Source organism: Pseudoflavonifractor gallinarum (assembly GCF_014982855.1).
GTDB lineage: Bacteria > Bacillota > Clostridia > Oscillospirales > Oscillospiraceae > Pseudoflavonifractor_A > Pseudoflavonifractor_A gallinarum.
Genome location: NZ_JADCKF010000001.1, coordinates 136,432 through 151,851 on the forward strand (window position 1 = coordinate 136,432; position 15,420 = coordinate 151,851).

Annotated in this window: 14 protein-coding genes and 1 other annotated feature; of the genes, 12 read left to right on the forward strand and 2 right to left on the reverse strand. The window is 63.4% G+C overall.

Going from position 1 to position 15,420, the window contains the following annotated elements; all coding sequences use genetic code 11:
* Positions 1-164: 164 nt before the first annotated feature.
* A complete protein-coding gene (gene miaB / locus INF37_RS00660) occupies positions 165-1,568 on the forward strand; it encodes a tRNA (N6-isopentenyl adenosine(37)-C2)-methylthiotransferase MiaB (protein ID WP_235964106.1) in 1,404 nt (467 codons plus the stop codon).
* Here miaB and INF37_RS00665 read toward each other — a convergent pair.
* Positions 1,565-1,813: a hypothetical protein gene (locus INF37_RS00665; RefSeq protein WP_193535771.1), complete on the reverse strand. Its 249-nt coding sequence runs from the start codon at positions 1,811-1,813 to the stop codon at positions 1,565-1,567. The genes miaB and INF37_RS00665 overlap by 4 nt on opposite strands.
* Before the next feature lie 91 nt (positions 1,814-1,904).
* Between INF37_RS00665 and INF37_RS00670 the strand changes: the two genes are divergently transcribed.
* From INF37_RS00670 to ileS, 10 genes are all read left to right on the forward strand, one after another.
* A complete protein-coding gene (locus INF37_RS00670; RefSeq protein WP_186963173.1) occupies positions 1,905-2,114 on the forward strand; it encodes a helix-turn-helix domain-containing protein in 210 nt (69 codons plus the stop codon).
* Between the two features lie 149 nt (positions 2,115-2,263).
* A complete protein-coding gene (gene mutS / locus INF37_RS00675) occupies positions 2,264-4,861 on the forward strand; it encodes a DNA mismatch repair protein MutS (protein ID WP_193535773.1) in 2,598 nt (865 codons plus the stop codon).
* Positions 4,862-4,899: 38 nt separating this feature from the next.
* Positions 4,900-5,598, forward strand: a complete 699-nt coding sequence (locus INF37_RS00680; RefSeq protein ID WP_193535775.1) for a CPBP family intramembrane glutamic endopeptidase — start codon at positions 4,900-4,902, stop codon at positions 5,596-5,598.
* 46 nt (positions 5,599-5,644) lie between these two features.
* Complete coding sequence (mutL, locus tag INF37_RS00685; protein ID WP_193535777.1) at positions 5,645-7,669, forward strand: DNA mismatch repair endonuclease MutL; 2,025 nt, start codon at positions 5,645-5,647, stop codon at positions 7,667-7,669.
* Positions 7,670-7,798: 129 nt separating this feature from the next.
* Complete coding sequence (gene hfq, locus INF37_RS00690) at positions 7,799-8,050, forward strand: RNA chaperone Hfq (RefSeq protein WP_101692445.1); 252 nt, start codon at positions 7,799-7,801, stop codon at positions 8,048-8,050.
* 44 nt (positions 8,051-8,094) lie between these two features.
* Positions 8,095-9,387, forward strand: coding sequence for an HlyD family efflux transporter periplasmic adaptor subunit (locus INF37_RS00695; RefSeq protein ID WP_193535779.1), 1,293 nt, complete (start codon positions 8,095-8,097; stop codon positions 9,385-9,387).
* A gap of 35 nt (positions 9,388-9,422) precedes the next feature.
* On the forward strand, positions 9,423-10,133 hold the full coding sequence (locus INF37_RS00700; RefSeq protein ID WP_193535781.1) for a YggS family pyridoxal phosphate-dependent enzyme: 711 nt from the start codon (positions 9,423-9,425) through the stop codon (positions 10,131-10,133).
* 83 nt (positions 10,134-10,216) lie between these two features.
* Entirely contained in the window at positions 10,217-10,690 is a 474-nt protein-coding gene (locus INF37_RS00705) for a cell division protein SepF (protein ID WP_101692442.1), read from the forward strand.
* 72 nt (positions 10,691-10,762) lie between these two features.
* Complete coding sequence (locus INF37_RS00710) at positions 10,763-11,527, forward strand: DivIVA domain-containing protein (protein ID WP_193535783.1); 765 nt, start codon at positions 10,763-10,765, stop codon at positions 11,525-11,527.
* Between the two features lie 52 nt (positions 11,528-11,579).
* Positions 11,580-11,825, forward strand: a binding site (T-box leader).
* 91 nt (positions 11,826-11,916) lie between these two features.
* Positions 11,917-14,712 carry an isoleucine--tRNA ligase gene (ileS, locus tag INF37_RS00715; protein ID WP_193535786.1) on the forward strand — a complete coding sequence of 932 codons (2,796 nt, stop codon included), beginning with the start codon at positions 11,917-11,919 and terminating at the stop codon, positions 14,710-14,712.
* A gap of 65 nt (positions 14,713-14,777) precedes the next feature.
* Here ileS and INF37_RS00720 read toward each other — a convergent pair whose 3' ends face one another.
* The gene (locus INF37_RS00720) at positions 14,778-14,957 is read right to left on the reverse strand and encodes a hypothetical protein (RefSeq protein WP_101692438.1); all 180 of its coding nucleotides are present in this window, start codon (positions 14,955-14,957) and stop codon (positions 14,778-14,780) included.
* A 133-nt stretch (positions 14,958-15,090) separates the two neighbouring features.
* Here INF37_RS00720 and INF37_RS00725 point away from each other — a divergent pair, with 133 nt between their 5' ends.
* Entirely contained in the window at positions 15,091-15,270 is a 180-nt protein-coding gene (locus tag INF37_RS00725; protein WP_193535788.1) for a hypothetical protein, read from the forward strand.
* The last annotated feature ends 150 nt before the right edge of the window (positions 15,271-15,420 follow it).

The window sequence follows — 15,420 nt, forward strand, 5'->3', positions numbered from 1 at the left end:
TGTTCCCCCGCAGGGGACAGGTTAACTTTCATTATAACGCCTCCCCCATCTATCGTCAATGAAAAGCAGGGCGGAAGCGGGAGGGAAACCTTGTGTTTTGCCAGGAAAAGTGGTACAATTTCTTGATAATACCCTTTGGACAAACAGAAAGCGGAGGAACCGACTTGAAGCGAGAGACGACACAGATCACCGCCGAGCAGATCGCGGTGCAGATGGACTACTGCATGAAGATCCACGCCATGAACGCCCAGATGGACCACACCCCTCTGGCCATGGTGGACACCTATGGCTGCCAGCAGAACGAGGCCGACTCCGAGCGTCTGCGGGGCTACCTGAGCGAGATGGGCTACGGCTTTACCGACGACGAGCACAAGGCCGACCTGGTGCTGGTGAACACCTGCGCCATCCGGGAGCACGCCGAGCAGCGCGTGCTGGGCAACGTGGGGGCCCTCACCCACACCAAGCGGGCCAACCCCAACCAGATCATCTGCCTGTGCGGCTGCATGGCCCAGGAGGAGCATGTGGCCAAAAAGGTGCGGGAGTCCTACCGCCAGGTGGATCTCCTCTTTGGACCCCACGCCCTGTGGCGCTTCCCGGAGCTGCTGTGGCGCTTCCGGGCCACCGGCAAGCGGGTCTTTGAGCACACCGATGAGGCCGGTTCCATCGCCGAGGGCATCCCGGTGGTGCGTCAGGGCGGCGTGAAGGCATGGGTCTCCATCATGTACGGGTGCAACAACTTCTGCACCTACTGCATCGTCCCCTATGTCCGTGGCCGGGAGCGCAGCCGCCGTCCCCAGGTCATTCTGGAGGAGATCCGGGGCCTGGTGGCCGAGGGCTACAAGGACATCACTCTGCTGGGCCAGAACGTCAACTCCTACGGCAAGGACCTGGACGGGCCCATGGACTTTGCCGATCTGCTGAAAGAAGCCGCCGGGATCCCCGGCGACTTCCTGCTGCGCTTTATGACCAGCCATCCCAAGGACGCCTCTCAGAAGCTCTTTGAGACCATGGCCTCCTCCGAGAAGATCGCCCCCTGCTTCCACCTCCCCTTCCAGGCCGGAAGCGACCGCATCCTCAAGGCCATGAACCGAGTGTACGACCGGGCGGGATACCTGGATAAGGTCCGCCGCCTGCGGGAGCAGATCCCCGATGTGGTCATCACCTCCGACGTGATCGTGGGCTTCCCCGGGGAGACCACCGAGGAGTTCGAAGAGACCCTGAGCCTCATCGAGGAGGTCCGCTTTGACGCCCTCTTCACCTTTATCTACTCTCCTCGGGTGGGTACCCCCGCGGCCAGCATGCCCGACCCCATGTCCCGGGAGGAGAAGCTCCGGAACTTCCAGCGCCTGGTGGACCGGCAGGATCAGATCTCTGAGGAGAAGCACGCGGCCTATATCGGCAAGACTGTCCGCTGCCTGGTGGATGGGAAGGACGAGAAGGGCCTCACCGCCCGCACCCCGGGCAATCGGCTGGTCCGCCTCACCGGGGAGGAGTCCCTCATCGGAAGCTTTGTGGACGTGGCCATCACCGGGGCCAACAAGTGGTCCCTATTCGGCGAGCTGGCCTAAGCTCCCCAGACGAACGCCTGCGGCCAGGGCGGGCGGAGGAGCGCATGCTGTTTGGCCTCCCCGGCCAGGGCCTGGAGGCCGCAGAAGTCCTCCAGATGGCCAAGGGCCTCCGGCCCCAGGTGGGCGCGCAGCCAGTCCAGGTGAAAGTCCCGGTAGGCGCGGTTCTGCTCGTACTCCGGGTCCGTGAGGAACCGCTGCGCCTGCTCCTGAATATAGGGACTGAGATATTCCAGTAAGTCGGGCATCGTTGGATTCCCCCATCCTAAGATAACAGCTCCGTTTGGAGATGTTCTAATCATATCAGCTCCAAATGGAGCTGTCAAGAGGAAACACGGCATGAGTGTATTGTCAGAACGTTTGAAGGAGCTGCGGCTGCTCCACCAGAAAAAGCAAGACGAACTTGCAGACATTCTGGAATTGTCGTACAGTGCCTATAAGCGCTACGAATATGGCGAGCGGGAACCTACCGCTTCTACGATCATCCGTATGGCCCAGTATTTTGAGGTCAGCGCCGATTATCTGCTGGGCCTGCGGGACGAGCCGTAAGATTTTGAGAACGCGCCTGCGCGGCGGGCGCACCGCTTTCTTTGCAAAGAAAGCGGTGGGAAAGAAAGCCCAGAGGGGGCATCCCCCTCTGGACTCCCCCTTGCATCCCCGCACCCGGGATACACCACAGAAGAAAAGGAGCCTTGACCATGCCAGCAGACACCACCCCCATGATGCGCCAGTACATCGCCATGAAGGAGGACCACCCGGACTGTATCCTCTTTTTCCGTCTGGGGGACTTCTATGAGATGTTCAATGAGGACGCCAAGCTGGTGTCGAAGGAGCTGGAGCTGACTCTCACCAGCCGGGACCGGAGCAAGCCGGAGGGAGAGCGCACCCCCATGTGCGGCGTGCCCTACCACAGCGCGGACGCCTACATCGCCCGGCTCATTGCCAAGGGGTACAAGGTGGCCATCTGTGAGCAGATGGAGGACCCGGCCACCGCCAAGGGGCTGGTGGACCGGGACATCATCCGCATCATCACCCCAGGCACGGTCATCGCCTCCTCCATGCTGGACGAGGGGCGCAACAACTTCATCTGTTCCATCTATTTGGACGAGCGGGGGGCCGGGCTGTGCTTCTGTGACATCTCCACCGGAGAGATCTCAGTGACCTCCTTCCACGGCGGGGATGCCCTGGAGCACCTTCAGAACGAGCTGGGCCGCTTCTCCCCCCGGGAGGCCCTCCTCTCCGAGGGGGCCAGCCGGAACGAGGCCCTGGGGGCCTTCCTGCGGGACAAGCTGGAGTGCCGCTGTGAGAACGGCGGGGAGGAGCGCTACCGCCCCGAAACGGCGGGGGCCGCCGTGAAAAAGCAGTTCCAGAGCGGGGTGAGCGCCCTGCCTGAGGGGGACAGCCACGCGGTCCAGGCGGTGGGAGGATTGCTCTCCTACCTCTATGAGACCCAGAAGACCGACCTCTCCCACCTCTCCACCCTCACCTACTTCACCTCCGGGCAGTTCATGGAGCTGGATCTCACCGCCCGGCGGAACCTGGAGCTCACCGAGACCCTGCGCGCCAAGGAGAAGAAGGGCTCCCTTCTCTGGGTGCTGGACAAGACCCGCACCGCCATGGGCCGCCGCCTCATCCGCACGTGGATGGAGCGGCCCCTCCTCTCTCCCGCCGCCATCCACCGCCGCCTGGGCGCGGTGGAGGCCCTGGTGAACGACCCCATCGCCCGGGAGGAGATCATCCTCTGCCTGCGGGAGATCACCGATCTGGAGCGGCTCATCGGGCGCATCGTCTACGGCACCGCCGGCGGGCGGGATCTGGTGGCCCTCTCAGGCGGCCTGGGCAGGCTCCCCCATCTGCGGGATCTGCTGGAGGGGCTGTCCTCTCCCCTGCTCCAGTCCCTGCGGGAGGAGCTGGACGACCTCTCCGACCTGCGGGAGCTCATCGGCCGGGGCATCCAGGACGATCCCCCCTTCTCGGTCCGGGAGGGCGGCTTCATCCGGGACGGCTACGACCCGGAGGTGGACCGCCTGCGGGACATCCTGGTCCACGGCAAGGACATGGTGGCCGCTGTGGAGGCCCGGGAGAAGGAGCGCACCGGCATCAAGAGCCTGAAGGTGGGCTACAACAAGGTGTTCGGCTACTATATCGAGGTCTCCAAGTCCTACTACGATCAGGTGCCCGAGACCTATATCCGCAAGCAGACCCTGGTCAACTGCGAGCGGTACATCACCCAGGAGCTCAAGGATCTGGAGCACTCCATCCTCACGGCCCAGGACCGGATCACCGCCCTGGAGTACGAGCTCTTCTGTGCCATCCGGGAGGAGACCGCCCGGCGGGTGGGAGACATCCAGCGTTCGGCCGCCGCCGTGGCCCAGGTGGATGTGCTCACCTCCTTTGCGGCCGTGGCCGCCGACCGGGGCTATTGCCGGCCGGAGGTGGACCTCTCCGACGTGATTGAAATTACCGAGGGACGCCATCCGGTGGTGGAGCAGATGCTCAAGGGGGGACTCTTCGTCCCCAACGATACCCGGATGGACGCCGGCGAGAACACGGTGGCCATCCTGACCGGCCCCAACATGGCGGGCAAATCCACCTATATGCGGCAGGTGGCACTCATTGTGCTCATGGCCCAGATGGGCTCCTTCGTACCCGCCCGGTACGCCCGCATCGGCATCGTGGACCGGGTCTTTACCCGCATCGGGGCCAGCGACGATCTGAGCGCGGGCCAGTCCACCTTCATGGTGGAGATGAGCGAGGTGGCCGAGCTCCTGAAAAACGCCACCAGCAAGAGCCTTCTCATCCTGGACGAGATTGGCCGGGGCACCAGCACCTATGACGGCATGTCCATCGCCCGGGCGGTGCTGGAGTACTGCGCCGACCGCAAGCGGCTGGGGGCCAAGACCCTCTTTGCCACCCACTACCACGAGATCACGGTGCTGGAGGGGCAGATCCCCGGGGTGAAGAACTATAACATCGCCGCCAAAAAGAAGAAGGACGATATCCTCTTCCTGCGCAAGATCGTCCGGGGCGGCGCTGACCAGAGCTATGGCATCGAGGTGGCCAAGCTGGCGGGTGTCCCCGACCGGGTCATCCGCCGGGCCCGGGAGATCCTCAGCGAGCTGGAACAGGGCGGCGTGTCTGCCCCTGCTGCACCGGCTCCGTCCGGGGAGAGCCAGATGAGCCTCCTGGACCTGGGGGCCGGGGAGGTGGCCGAGCGGCTGCGCCGGGTGGATGTAAACACCCTCACCCCCATCGAGGCCATGAATCTGATCTACGAACTCAAGCAGAAACTCTGACCGCCGGAGGGCGGTCCCGGCAAAAGGAGGGATGACAGATGAATCCAATCCCCATCTGGCAGGAGAAGCTCAGCCCGGGGGAATGGCTCCGGGGCGGGGCGCTGTCGGTCCTCTATGTGGCCCTCTTCCCCTTCCTCATGGCCTGGGTGCAGCGCAATGCCTGGGAGGAGCTCCCGGTGGCCGAGTCCAACGTGGTCTACTATCTCATTTCTGTGCTGCTGGGCTTTGTACTCTTTTCCGGCCTGTGGAAGCGAAACCTGGACCGTCTGTTCTCCTGTCCGGGCAAGAATCTGAAGTCCATAGCCGCCGCTCTGGTGGCCTGGATCGCGCTGGATGTTCTGGTCCGGCAGATCCCCCTGCCCGTGCGCAACCCAAACGAGAGCGGCTATGCCCTGGAGTATCTCCTCTCCCCCGGCGCCACCGGAATGATCGTGGTGGTCCTCATGCCCATCGTGGAGGAGCTGCTCTTCCGGGGACTGCTCTTCGGGGGCGTCCGGCGGTACAGCCGGGGAGCGGCCTACCTGCTCTCGATGGGGCTCTTCGCCCTGTACTGCGTGTGGCAGTTTGTGTTCTCCTACGGAAGGATGGACCTGCGCTATCTGCTCCTGGCGGTGCAGTACCTGCCGGCGGGAGTCCTTCTGGCCTGGTGCTATGAGCGGGGCGGCTCCCTGTGGAGCGCGGTGCTGCTGCACATGGCCATCAACGGACTGACCCTGCTGCGCATCGTGGCGGGCTGAGCACCTGTCCGCCTTATCTCTCATTCAGAAAGTCTGGTGAATCCCTATGCCTCATATCCAACCTCTGGACCCCCATGTGGCCGACCTCATCGCCGCCGGCGAGGTGGTGGAGCGGCCGGCCTCGGTGGTCAAGGAACTGGTGGAAAACGCCATCGACGCCGGGGCCACTGCCGTCACGGTGGAGATCCAGCACGGCGGCATGACCCTCATCCGGGTTACGGACAACGGCTGCGGCATCGCCGCGGAGGAGGCCGAGACCGCTTTCCTGCGCCATGCCACCAGCAAGATCCGGAGTGAATACGACCTGGAGGCCATCGGCACCCTGGGTTTCCGGGGGGAGGCTCTGGCCGCCATTGCGGCGGTCTCCCGGGTGGATCTGCTCACCCGGACGGCGGATGAGAGCGTAGGGGTTTCCGTAGAGCTGGAGGGGGGCGTGGTGGTCTCCCGGGAGGAGGCCGGCTGTCCCCAGGGCACCACGATGGTGGTGCGGGACCTCTTCTACAACACCCCCGCCCGGCTGAAGTTTATGAAAAAGGACTCGGCGGAGGGGGCGGCCGTCTTTGCCGCCGTGCAGCGGCAGGCCCTCTCCCACCCGGAGGTGAGCATCCGCTTCCTGCGGGACGGCCGGCAGGAGCTCCTCACCCCCGGCGACGGGCAGCTCAAGAGCGCGGTCTATGCCGTCCTGGGACGGGAGATGGCCCTGGGCCTGCGGAGCGTCACCGGCTCTGGGGAGGAGATGATGGTGAACGGCTTCACCTCCCTCCCCACCTGCTGCCGGGGCACCCGGGGATACCAGCACTTCTTTGTCAACGGACGCTATGTGAAGTCCCGCACCATGATGGCCGCCCTGGAGGAGGCCTATGCCAACCAGAAGATGGTGGGCAAGTTCCCGGGGTGTGTCCTCCACCTGACCACCAAGCTGAACGCGGTGGACGTGAACGTCCATCCCACCAAGCAGGAGGTCAAGTTCGGCAGCGAGCGCAAGGTCTTTGACGCGGTGTACTACGCCGTGCGGGCCGCCCTGGAGCAGGATCAGACCCGCCCCACCGCCGTGCTGGAGCGGCCCCGGGCCCACGACAGCGTCACCCCCAACCAGACCAGGTTCCAGACCATGACGGCCCAGCAGTATCGCGCCCTGACGAGCCAGGGCGCGGCGGAGGGTGCTCCGGAGCGCCGGCACCCGGTCCGGCCGGGCCTCTCGGCCCTGGAGCGGATCCGCACCGCCCCTCTGCCGGGGGAGCGTCTGCCCCTGCACGATTACACGGCGCCCCGCACCCCGGCCGCACCGGCCCCGGTCAGCACCCCGGCGAAACCGGCATCCGCCCCCGTGGCCCGGACAGAACCGGAGGCGCACACCGCCCCCGCGGTCCCGGAGCGGGAGGAATCCGCCCCTATGAATGAGCGGCCGGTTTCTCCGACTCCGACCCATCCGGAGCCGGAGGCCAAAGCCGAAACTGCGCCCGCCGCGCCGGAGGTCCTTCCCCCTGTGGCGGAGGAGCCCGAGCCGGAGCCCTGGCGGCTGGCCGGGGAGATCTTCCACACCTATATCATCGTGGAACAGGGGGAGCGGGTGCTGCTCATCGACAAACACGCCGCCCATGAGCGGATGCACTTTGACCGGCTCAAGGCGGCGGGCTATACGCCCATGTGCCAGATGCTGCTGACGCCGGTGGTCTTTACGCCCCCTGCCGAGGAGGGCGCGGTGCTGCTCCAGAACCAGCAGCTCCTAGCCGACTTCGGCTTTGAGGTGGAGGATTTCGGCGGCGGCGGACTCATCGTGCGCCAGTGTCCCGACTATGTGGACGCCGGAGACATTGAATCCACCCTCTCCGAGCTGGCGGGCAGGCTGCTTTCCACCGGACGGGCCGACCCGGCCGCCGCCCGGGACGGTGTGATGCACACCATGGCCTGCAAGGCCGCCATCAAGGGCGGGCAGAAGAACGATCCCCACGAGCTGGAGCGGGTGGCCAAAGCCGTCCTGAGCGGAGCGGTGAAATACTGCCCCCACGGGCGCCCGGTGGCCATTGAGCTCACCCGGGGCCAACTGGAAAAACAGTTTAAGCGGGCCTGAGGGACCGGGAACAAAAAATCTCCCCCGGTCGACCGATTTCGCAGGCGAGACTTCCAATAATTGGGTATTATAGTGGCATTCCGACGGCCGTCTTAGGACAGGCCCTAGATAGAAAAGGAGTGCACTGTGATGCAAAAGACCAACAATCTTCAGGAACTGTTTCTGCTCCGGGCCCGGAGCACCCGCGCCAATGTGACGGTATTCCTCATGAATGGCTATCAGATCCGGGGACAGATTGCCGGGTTTGACGCCTTTGTGGTGGTGGTCCACAGCGAGGGCAAGCAGCAGATCATCTATAAACACGCCATTTCCACCATTATCCCGGAACGTCCGGTGGATCTGCGCCCCACGCCCCTCTCCGCGGAGGAGCCGGAGGGGTAAGATCCTGAGCGGGCGGGCTTCCGGCGCGGGAAGAAAGGAACGACATGAAACAGGGACCCCTCCTCAACCGAATCCTGATGCTGGTGCTCTTTGCGGCCCTGCTCATCTACCTGGGCGTATACGTCTGGGACAGCATGAATGACCCCTTTACCACCGCCACGGCCTATGCCTGCACGGTGGACGACGCCATAGAGGCCACCGGCTTCCTGGTGCGGGAGGAGCAGGTCATCCAGGGGAACGGAGCCGTGGTGGACCAGCTCTTCAACGAGGGAGAAAAGGTGGCACGGGGTCAGACCGTGGCGGTGCTCTACGGCAGCGCCGAGGCTGCCGAGCGGCGCAATACCCTGCTGGCCCTGGAAAATGAGCGGGATCAGCTCCAGTACGCCCTGACCCAGAGCGCCGACGCCGGGGACAACGCCCGGCTGAGCGGGGAGATCATCGATGCCATTACCACCCTGCGCTCCTCGGTGGCCTCCGAGGACTTTACCCGCCTGGAGGACCAGACGCTGGAGCTCAAGAGTCTGATCTACCAGCGGGCCGACGCCTTCGGTACGGAGGAAGAGGGGGGCACCACCGTAGCCGAGATGCAAAACCGCATCCAGGAGCTCAATGCCCAGATCAGCGCCCTTCAGTCCCAGTCCAGTCAGGACACCACCCGCGTCACGGTCAGCCAGTCGGGGACCTTCTCCGGCATGGTGGACGGCTTTGAGACCCTCCTGACCCCGGACGGACTGGAAAACCTGACTCCTGCAGATTTGGACAAGCTGAGCGCCCAGACACCCCAGCAGGACACCACTGCGGTGGGAAAGCTCATCACCAGCTCCACCTGGTATTTTGTCTGCGCCCTCTCGGAGGAGGAGGCCGCCAACCTGACCGAGGGAAAGGATATCACCGTCCGCTTTTCCCGGGACTGGTCGGGCTCGGTGGACATGGAGGTGGAGCGCCTCGGTCCGCCCCAGGGCGGACGAATGACCGTGATCCTCTCCACCGACCGCTTCCTGGCGGACACCACCCTGCTGCGCAAGCAGACGGTGGACCTGGTGTTCCGCAGCAAGAGCGGCATCCGGGTGCCCACCCAGGCCATCCGCACGGAGGAGCGCAGCGAGACCAATGAGGAGACCGGAGAGACCACGGTGCGCCAGGTCACCGGCGTCTATGCCATCGTCGGCGTACAGGCCGAGTTCAAGGAAGTGACCGTGGTGGACCAGCGGGAGGGCTACTGCGTGGTGACGCCGGTGACCACCGGCGTACCGGGGACCGATAAGAAGGCCCTGCGCTCCGGAGATGAGATCATTGTGACAGGAAAAGACCTGTTTGACGGAAAAGTAGTGCGCTGATCCGTTCAAACCAGAGAGAAACAGAGGTGCTTGTGATGTCATTGGCAGAAAAGATCCGGCAGGTAGAGGAGAACATTGCCGCCGCGGCCCGAGAGGTGGGGCGGGACCCGAGTGAGATCACCCTGGTGGCTGCCACCAAGGTCCAGACCTCCGAGACCATCCGGGAGGCCATCGCCGCCGGCGTGAAGGTGTGCGGAGAGAACCGGGTGCAGGAGATGACCGCCCACCTGGCTGACAACGCCTATGAGGGGGCCAAGCTCCACTTCATCGGCCATCTCCAGACCAACAAGGTCAAGTTTGTGGTGGGCCGTGTGGACCTCATCGAGTCGGTGGGCTCCCAGCGCCTGCTGGAGGCCATCGAGCAGCAGGCCGCCAAGGTGGGCGTGGTGCAGGATATTTTGCTGGAGGTCAACGTGGGCGGCGAGGAGAGCAAGAGCGGCGTGAGTGTGGCAGAGCTGCCCGCGCTGGCCGCCCGGGCGGCCGAGCTGCCCCATGTGCGCCTGCGTGGGCTGATGGCCATTCCGCCTGTGGCACAGAATGAGGGGGAAAACCGCCCGTTTTTTGCCCAAATGCGCCAGCTTTTTGTTGACATAAAGGAAAAAATGGACGATAATAAATCTGTTATCGACTGCCTTTCCATGGGTATGAGCCGCGACTATGAGGACGCGGTGCGGGAAGGCGCCACGCTGGTCCGGGTGGGGACGGCCCTCTTCGGGCCCCGGCCGCCCATGGGACAGCCCGGGTAAACCGGATGGAGGCACAGGCCTCCTGCCGGACCGGTCCGCGGTCCGGATAGCCCCAACGTATTGCCATGCAGGAGGGAACAAACATGGGATTTATCGATGATTTGAAGCGTCTGGCCCGTCCCTATGAGGATGAAGAGGACATGGACGGCTACGAGGACGACTTTGAAGATACCAGCCGGAACGACTTCAGCGAGCGCAAGTCCGCCCCCAAGAAGGAGAGCGCCTCGTTCAACCTGGAGCCCGAGCGGCGCAGCAACAAGGTGGTCAACATCCACACCACCACCCAGCTCCAGGTGGTGCTGGTCAAGCCCGACCGGTTTGAGAATGCCGCCGAGATCGCCGACCACCTGCGGGAGAAGCGCACGGTGGTGCTCAATCTGGAGCAGACCAACAAGGAGATTGCCCGGCGCCTGCTGGACTTCCTCTCCGGCGTGGCCTACGCCAACGAGGGCAAGATCAAGAAGGTCGCCCTGTCCACCTACATCATCACCCCGTACAATGTGGATATTCTGGGCGATCTGATCGACGAGCTGGAAAACAACGGCCTCTACTTCTAAGCGGAGAGCAGGCCGCCGGGGGCAGCCCCGGAACATGTAGAGAAGCAATAAGAGAAATGGGGTATTGGAATTATGATGACGCCTCAGGAAGTCTCCGAGCACGCCTTTGCCAAGGCTTCGTTCGGAGGTTACAACATGGCCATGGTGGACGAGTTCCTGGACGTGCTCACCGAGGACTATACCGCGCTCTATAAGGAAAACGCTGTGCTCAAGAGCAAGATGAAGGTCCTGGTGGAAAAGGTGGAGGAATACCGCTCCACCGAGGACGCCATGCGCAAGGCCTTGCTCACCGCCCAGCGGATGGCCGATGAGATGGTGGCCGAGGCCGAGGCCAAGAAGAACGAGCTGCTCCAGAATGTGGAGGCCGACGCCAAGGTCCGCCGCATCCAGCTCCAGCAGGAGCTGGCCAATGAGGAGGCCCGGCTGAGCGCCGCCCGCCAGGCCACCGCCGAGTATGTGGGCAAGCTCAAGGAGCTCTACCAGCACGAGATGGACTACCTCAACGGACTGAGCAAGCTCACGGCCGCCGCACCCAAGGCCGACCCGGTGAGCGAGACCGCCCAGGCCATCGAGCACGCGGTGGAGGAGTCCGTCCGCGAGGAGGAGAAGATCACCATCGAGGTGCCTGTGGAGGACAAGCAGGACGGCGGCCTGTACGCCGAGCTCATGGAGCTGAACATGAACCCCGCCGAGGGGGAGCGCCACAAGCGCCCCATCCGTCAGCCCATCGAGACCCCCGCGCCCGCCCCCAGCGAGAGCGAGGAGGACGACACCGCCCCCACCCGGCGCATCGACTTTTCCAATCTCCAGTTCGGCAAGGACTACGAAATCAAGTGAGCCCCTCTTGACAGAACCGGGAAAAGCGGATAAGATAGTAACGCTTTATAGGAAAAACGCGCAGATGAGGACCAGTAGCGCCGTATTTGCTGCCCAGAGAGCCGCCGTTTGGTGCAAGGCGGAGAGCGATACGGCGGGAAGATCACCTCGGAGCGGCCCGCTGAAGGACAGTAAGCGGGGACGGCCGGCGGCCGTTATCCGCCCGCCCATGGGGGTATTGCGCCCGTGGGACCGAGGGGCCGCATTGCGCGGCAAGAAGAGTGGTACCGCAGAGGTTCAAAACGCCTTTGTCTCTTGAAGTTCAGGAGACAAAGGCGTTTTTTGCTGTCTGCGGACCGCCCGGGAGAGAACTGACCAATCAAATCTGAGTATAAAAGGAGAACCAACCCATGGATTACAACCAGACCGTTCACCTGCCCCAGACCGACTTCCCCATGCGGGCGGGCCTGCCCAAGCGGGAGCCGGACATGCTCCAGGAGATGTATGACCACGACCTCTACCACAAGCTGATGAAGAAGAACGAGGGCAAGCCCACCTTCGTGCTCCACGACGGCCCTCCCTACGCCAACGGCAACATCCACATCGGCACCGCCCTCAACAAGATCCTCAAGGACATCATCGTCAAGCACCGCAACATGACCGGCTACTGCGCCCCCTATGTGCCCGGCTGGGACACCCACGGTCTGCCCATCGAGTCTGCCATCCTCAAGAACAAGAAGATCAAGCGGGATGAGCTCACCACCTCCGAGTTCCGGGAGAAGTGCAAGGAGTACGCCCTGGACTTCGTGGACAAGCAGCGGGAGCAGTTCAAGCGCCTGGGCGTGCTGGGCGAGTGGGAGAATCCCTACCTGACCCTCAAGCCCGAGTTTGAGGCCAAGCAGGTGGAGATCTTCGGTAAGATGGCCGAGAAGGGCTACATCTACAAGGGCATGAAGCCGGTCTACTGGTGCCCCGCCGACCAGACCGCTCTGGCCGAGGCCGAGATCGAGTACGCCGACGATCCCTGTACCACCATCTTCGTAAAATTCCCCGTCCAGGACGACAAGGGCAAGCTGGGCCAGTACGCCGACCTCTCCAAGGTCTACTTCGTGATCTGGACCACCACCCCCTGGACCATCCCCGGCAACTTCGCCATCTGCCTGAATGCCGAGTTTGACTATGTCCTCCTCCAGGTGCCGGGCGGGGACGTGTACGTCCTGGCCAAGGATCTGGCCGAGAGCGTCTGCAAGGCCGCCCACATCGACTTTGAGGCCTGCCAGGTCCTGGCGACCCTGAAGGGCAGCGAGTTTGAGCTGATGACCGCCAAGCATCCCCTCTTCGACCGGGAGAGCGTCATCCTCAACGGCGAGCACGTCACTCTGGACGCCGGCTCCGGCTGCGTCCACACCGCCCCCGGCTTCGGCGCCGAGGACTTCCAGATCTGCCAGCAGTATGACAAGGCCGGCCTCACCCACATCGGCGTGCCCGTTCCCGTCAACGCCAAGGGCGTCATGACCGACGAGCGCTACAACGGCCAGTTCTACGCCAAGGGCAACGACATGGTGGTGGAGGACCTGGAGAAGGAGGGCTTCCTGGTCGCCAAGGAGAACATCACCCACTCCTATCCCCACTGCTGGCGCTGCAAGAACCCCATCATCTACCGTGCCACCGAGCAGTGGTTCTGTTCCGTGGACGCCATCAAGGACGCCGCCGTCCAGGCCTGCGACTCCATCCAGTGGAAGCCTGACTGGGGCAAGGACCGCATGACCAGCATGATCACCGAGCGCAACGACTGGTGCATCAGCCGCCAGCGCGTGTGGGGCGTGCCCATCCCCATCTTCTACTGCGATGAGTGCGGCGCCGACATCGTCACCCCTGAGACCATCGCCCACATCTCCGCTCTCTTCCGGGAGCACGGCTCCAACATCTGGTTTGACAAGACCGCCGACGAGCTGGTGCCCGAGGGATTTGTCTGCCCCAAGTGCGGCAAGACCCATTTCTCCAAGGAGAGCGACATCATGGACGTGTGGTTCGACTCCGGCTCCACCCACGCCGCCGTGCTGGATGAGCGCCCCTACCTCCACTTCCCCGCCGACGTCTACCTGGAGGGCGGCGATCAGTACCGCGGCTGGTTCCAGTCCTCCATGCTGACCTCCATCGCCGCCAAGGGCGTGGCTCCCTACAAGCAGATCATCACCCACGGCTGGACCGTGGACGGCGAGGGCAGAGCCATGCACAAGTCCCTGGGCAACGCCGTGGCCCCTGAGGAGGTCATCAAGGACTACGGTGCGGACATGCTCCGCCTGTGGGTGGCCAGCGCCGACTACACCCAGGACATGCGCATCTCCAAGGACATCATGAAGCAGCTCTCCCAGGCCTACCTGAAGATCCGCAACACCGCCCGCTACATGCTGGGCAACCTCTGCGACTTCGAGCCCGACACCGATGCCGTGGCCGTGGAGAACCTGATGGAGCTGGACCGCTACGCGCTGTACCGCTTCAACGAGCTGGTCAAGACCGTGCGTGCCGCCTACGACCGCTATGAGTTCCACGCTGTCTACCGCGCCGTCTACAACTTCTGCGTGGTGGATATGTCCAACTTCTATCTGGACATCATCAAGGACCGCCTCTACTGCGGCAATGAGGCCGAGCGCCGCTCCGCCCAGACCGCCCTGTACAGCATCCTGGATGGCATGACCCGGCTCATCGCCCCCATCCTGGCCTTCACTTCCGACGAGATCTGGCACGCCATGAAGCACGCCAAGGACGTGGACGGCGAGAGCGTTCTCTTCAACGAGATGCCCGGTGACAACGCCGCCTATGCCCTGGACGAGGCCGCCAAGGCCCGCTGGGAGAAGCTGGTCAGCCTGCGCGACGCCGTGAACAAGGCCCTGGAGAACGCCCGCAATGCCGGCGTGTTCAAGAAGGCCCAGGACACCGAGATCACCCTCTCCGTGTCTGAGGCGGACGCCGCTTTCCTGGCCGGCGTGGACCTGGCCAGCCTGTGCATCGTGTCCAAGGTCACCGTCACCACCGAGGCGGTGGAGGGCGAGCGGAACGAGGAGTCCCTCATCCCCTGCACCATCGCTGTGAAGCTCTCTGAGGCCCCCAAGTGCCCCCGCTGCTGGAACCACTGTGATTCCATCGGGACCGAGGGTCACCACGCCGAGCTGTGCGACCGCTGCGCCGCCGTGGTGGAGGGTTAATCTCCCCCTTAAAATCCGATTTTATAAAAAGCCCGCTCCCGGAACCTTCCGGGAGCGGGCTTTTATCACGGATCGGTAGAGACAGGGCCGTAGAGCAATTCATATTCTCGGATATGGCTGCGCAGCACCAGGCGGACATAGCGGGACAGGGAGCGGTTGGTCTGCTTGGACAGGGCGCGGGCTTTGGCCTTGAGTTCCGGGGGGACCTGGACGGAAATGCACTGGTCTTTTTTCACGGTGTTCATGGATACTCCCTCCTTCTGGTCGTATCATATCACTCTTAATAACTCTAGTCAACTCTATATGATTCTTTGAGACGGATGAATCTAAATGATATCATAAAGATACAAATAGATACACTCTAGAGGAGGGATTGTGATGGGAGTACAGGAAGCACCTTATTCTCTGCGCCTTGGTCATGAGGCTATGCAAAAAATTCGGGTGTTAGCTGCAAAGGACAAGCGCTCCATCAATATGCAGCTCTGCCTGGCGGTGGAGACCTATCTGGAGCAGTACGAGAAGGAGCACGGCAAGATCCCCGTGGAGTCGGAGGAATAATCGGCCTTTTGCCAGTGTCCTGGCTGGACAGCCACGCCTGCCCGGCGGGGGCACCGCTTTCTTTTCCGTAAGAAAGCGGTGGGAAAGAACGGACCGGGGGAGGTATCCCCCGGCACCCCCTCCAAGTACGCCCCAACGGGCTAAGCTGAA

Bases quoted from the DNA above. Each gene is read 5' to 3' on its own strand.
- INF37_RS00665 (WP_193535771.1), bottom strand. From the start codon at position 1,813: ATGCCCGACTTACTGGAATATCTCAGTCCCTATATTCAGGAGCAGGCG.
- INF37_RS00670 (WP_186963173.1), top strand. From the start codon at position 1,905: ATGAGTGTATTGTCAGAACGTTTGAAGGAGCTGCGGCTGCTCCACCAG.
- mutS (WP_193535773.1), top strand. From the start codon at position 2,264: ATGCCAGCAGACACCACCCCCATGATGCGCCAGTACATCGCCATGAAG.
- INF37_RS00680 (WP_193535775.1), top strand. From the start codon at position 4,900: ATGAATCCAATCCCCATCTGGCAGGAGAAGCTCAGCCCGGGGGAATGG.
- mutL (WP_193535777.1), top strand. From the start codon at position 5,645: ATGCCTCATATCCAACCTCTGGACCCCCATGTGGCCGACCTCATCGCC.
- hfq (WP_101692445.1), top strand. From the start codon at position 7,799: ATGCAAAAGACCAACAATCTTCAGGAACTGTTTCTGCTCCGGGCCCGG.
- INF37_RS00695 (WP_193535779.1), top strand. From the start codon at position 8,095: ATGAAACAGGGACCCCTCCTCAACCGAATCCTGATGCTGGTGCTCTTT.
- INF37_RS00700 (WP_193535781.1), top strand. From the start codon at position 9,423: ATGTCATTGGCAGAAAAGATCCGGCAGGTAGAGGAGAACATTGCCGCC.
- INF37_RS00705 (WP_101692442.1), top strand. From the start codon at position 10,217: ATGGGATTTATCGATGATTTGAAGCGTCTGGCCCGTCCCTATGAGGAT.
- INF37_RS00710 (WP_193535783.1), top strand. From the start codon at position 10,763: ATGATGACGCCTCAGGAAGTCTCCGAGCACGCCTTTGCCAAGGCTTCG.
- ileS (WP_193535786.1), top strand. From the start codon at position 11,917: ATGGATTACAACCAGACCGTTCACCTGCCCCAGACCGACTTCCCCATG.
- INF37_RS00720 (WP_101692438.1), bottom strand. From the start codon at position 14,957: ATGAACACCGTGAAAAAAGACCAGTGCATTTCCGTCCAGGTCCCCCCG.
- INF37_RS00725 (WP_193535788.1), top strand. From the start codon at position 15,091: ATGGGAGTACAGGAAGCACCTTATTCTCTGCGCCTTGGTCATGAGGCT.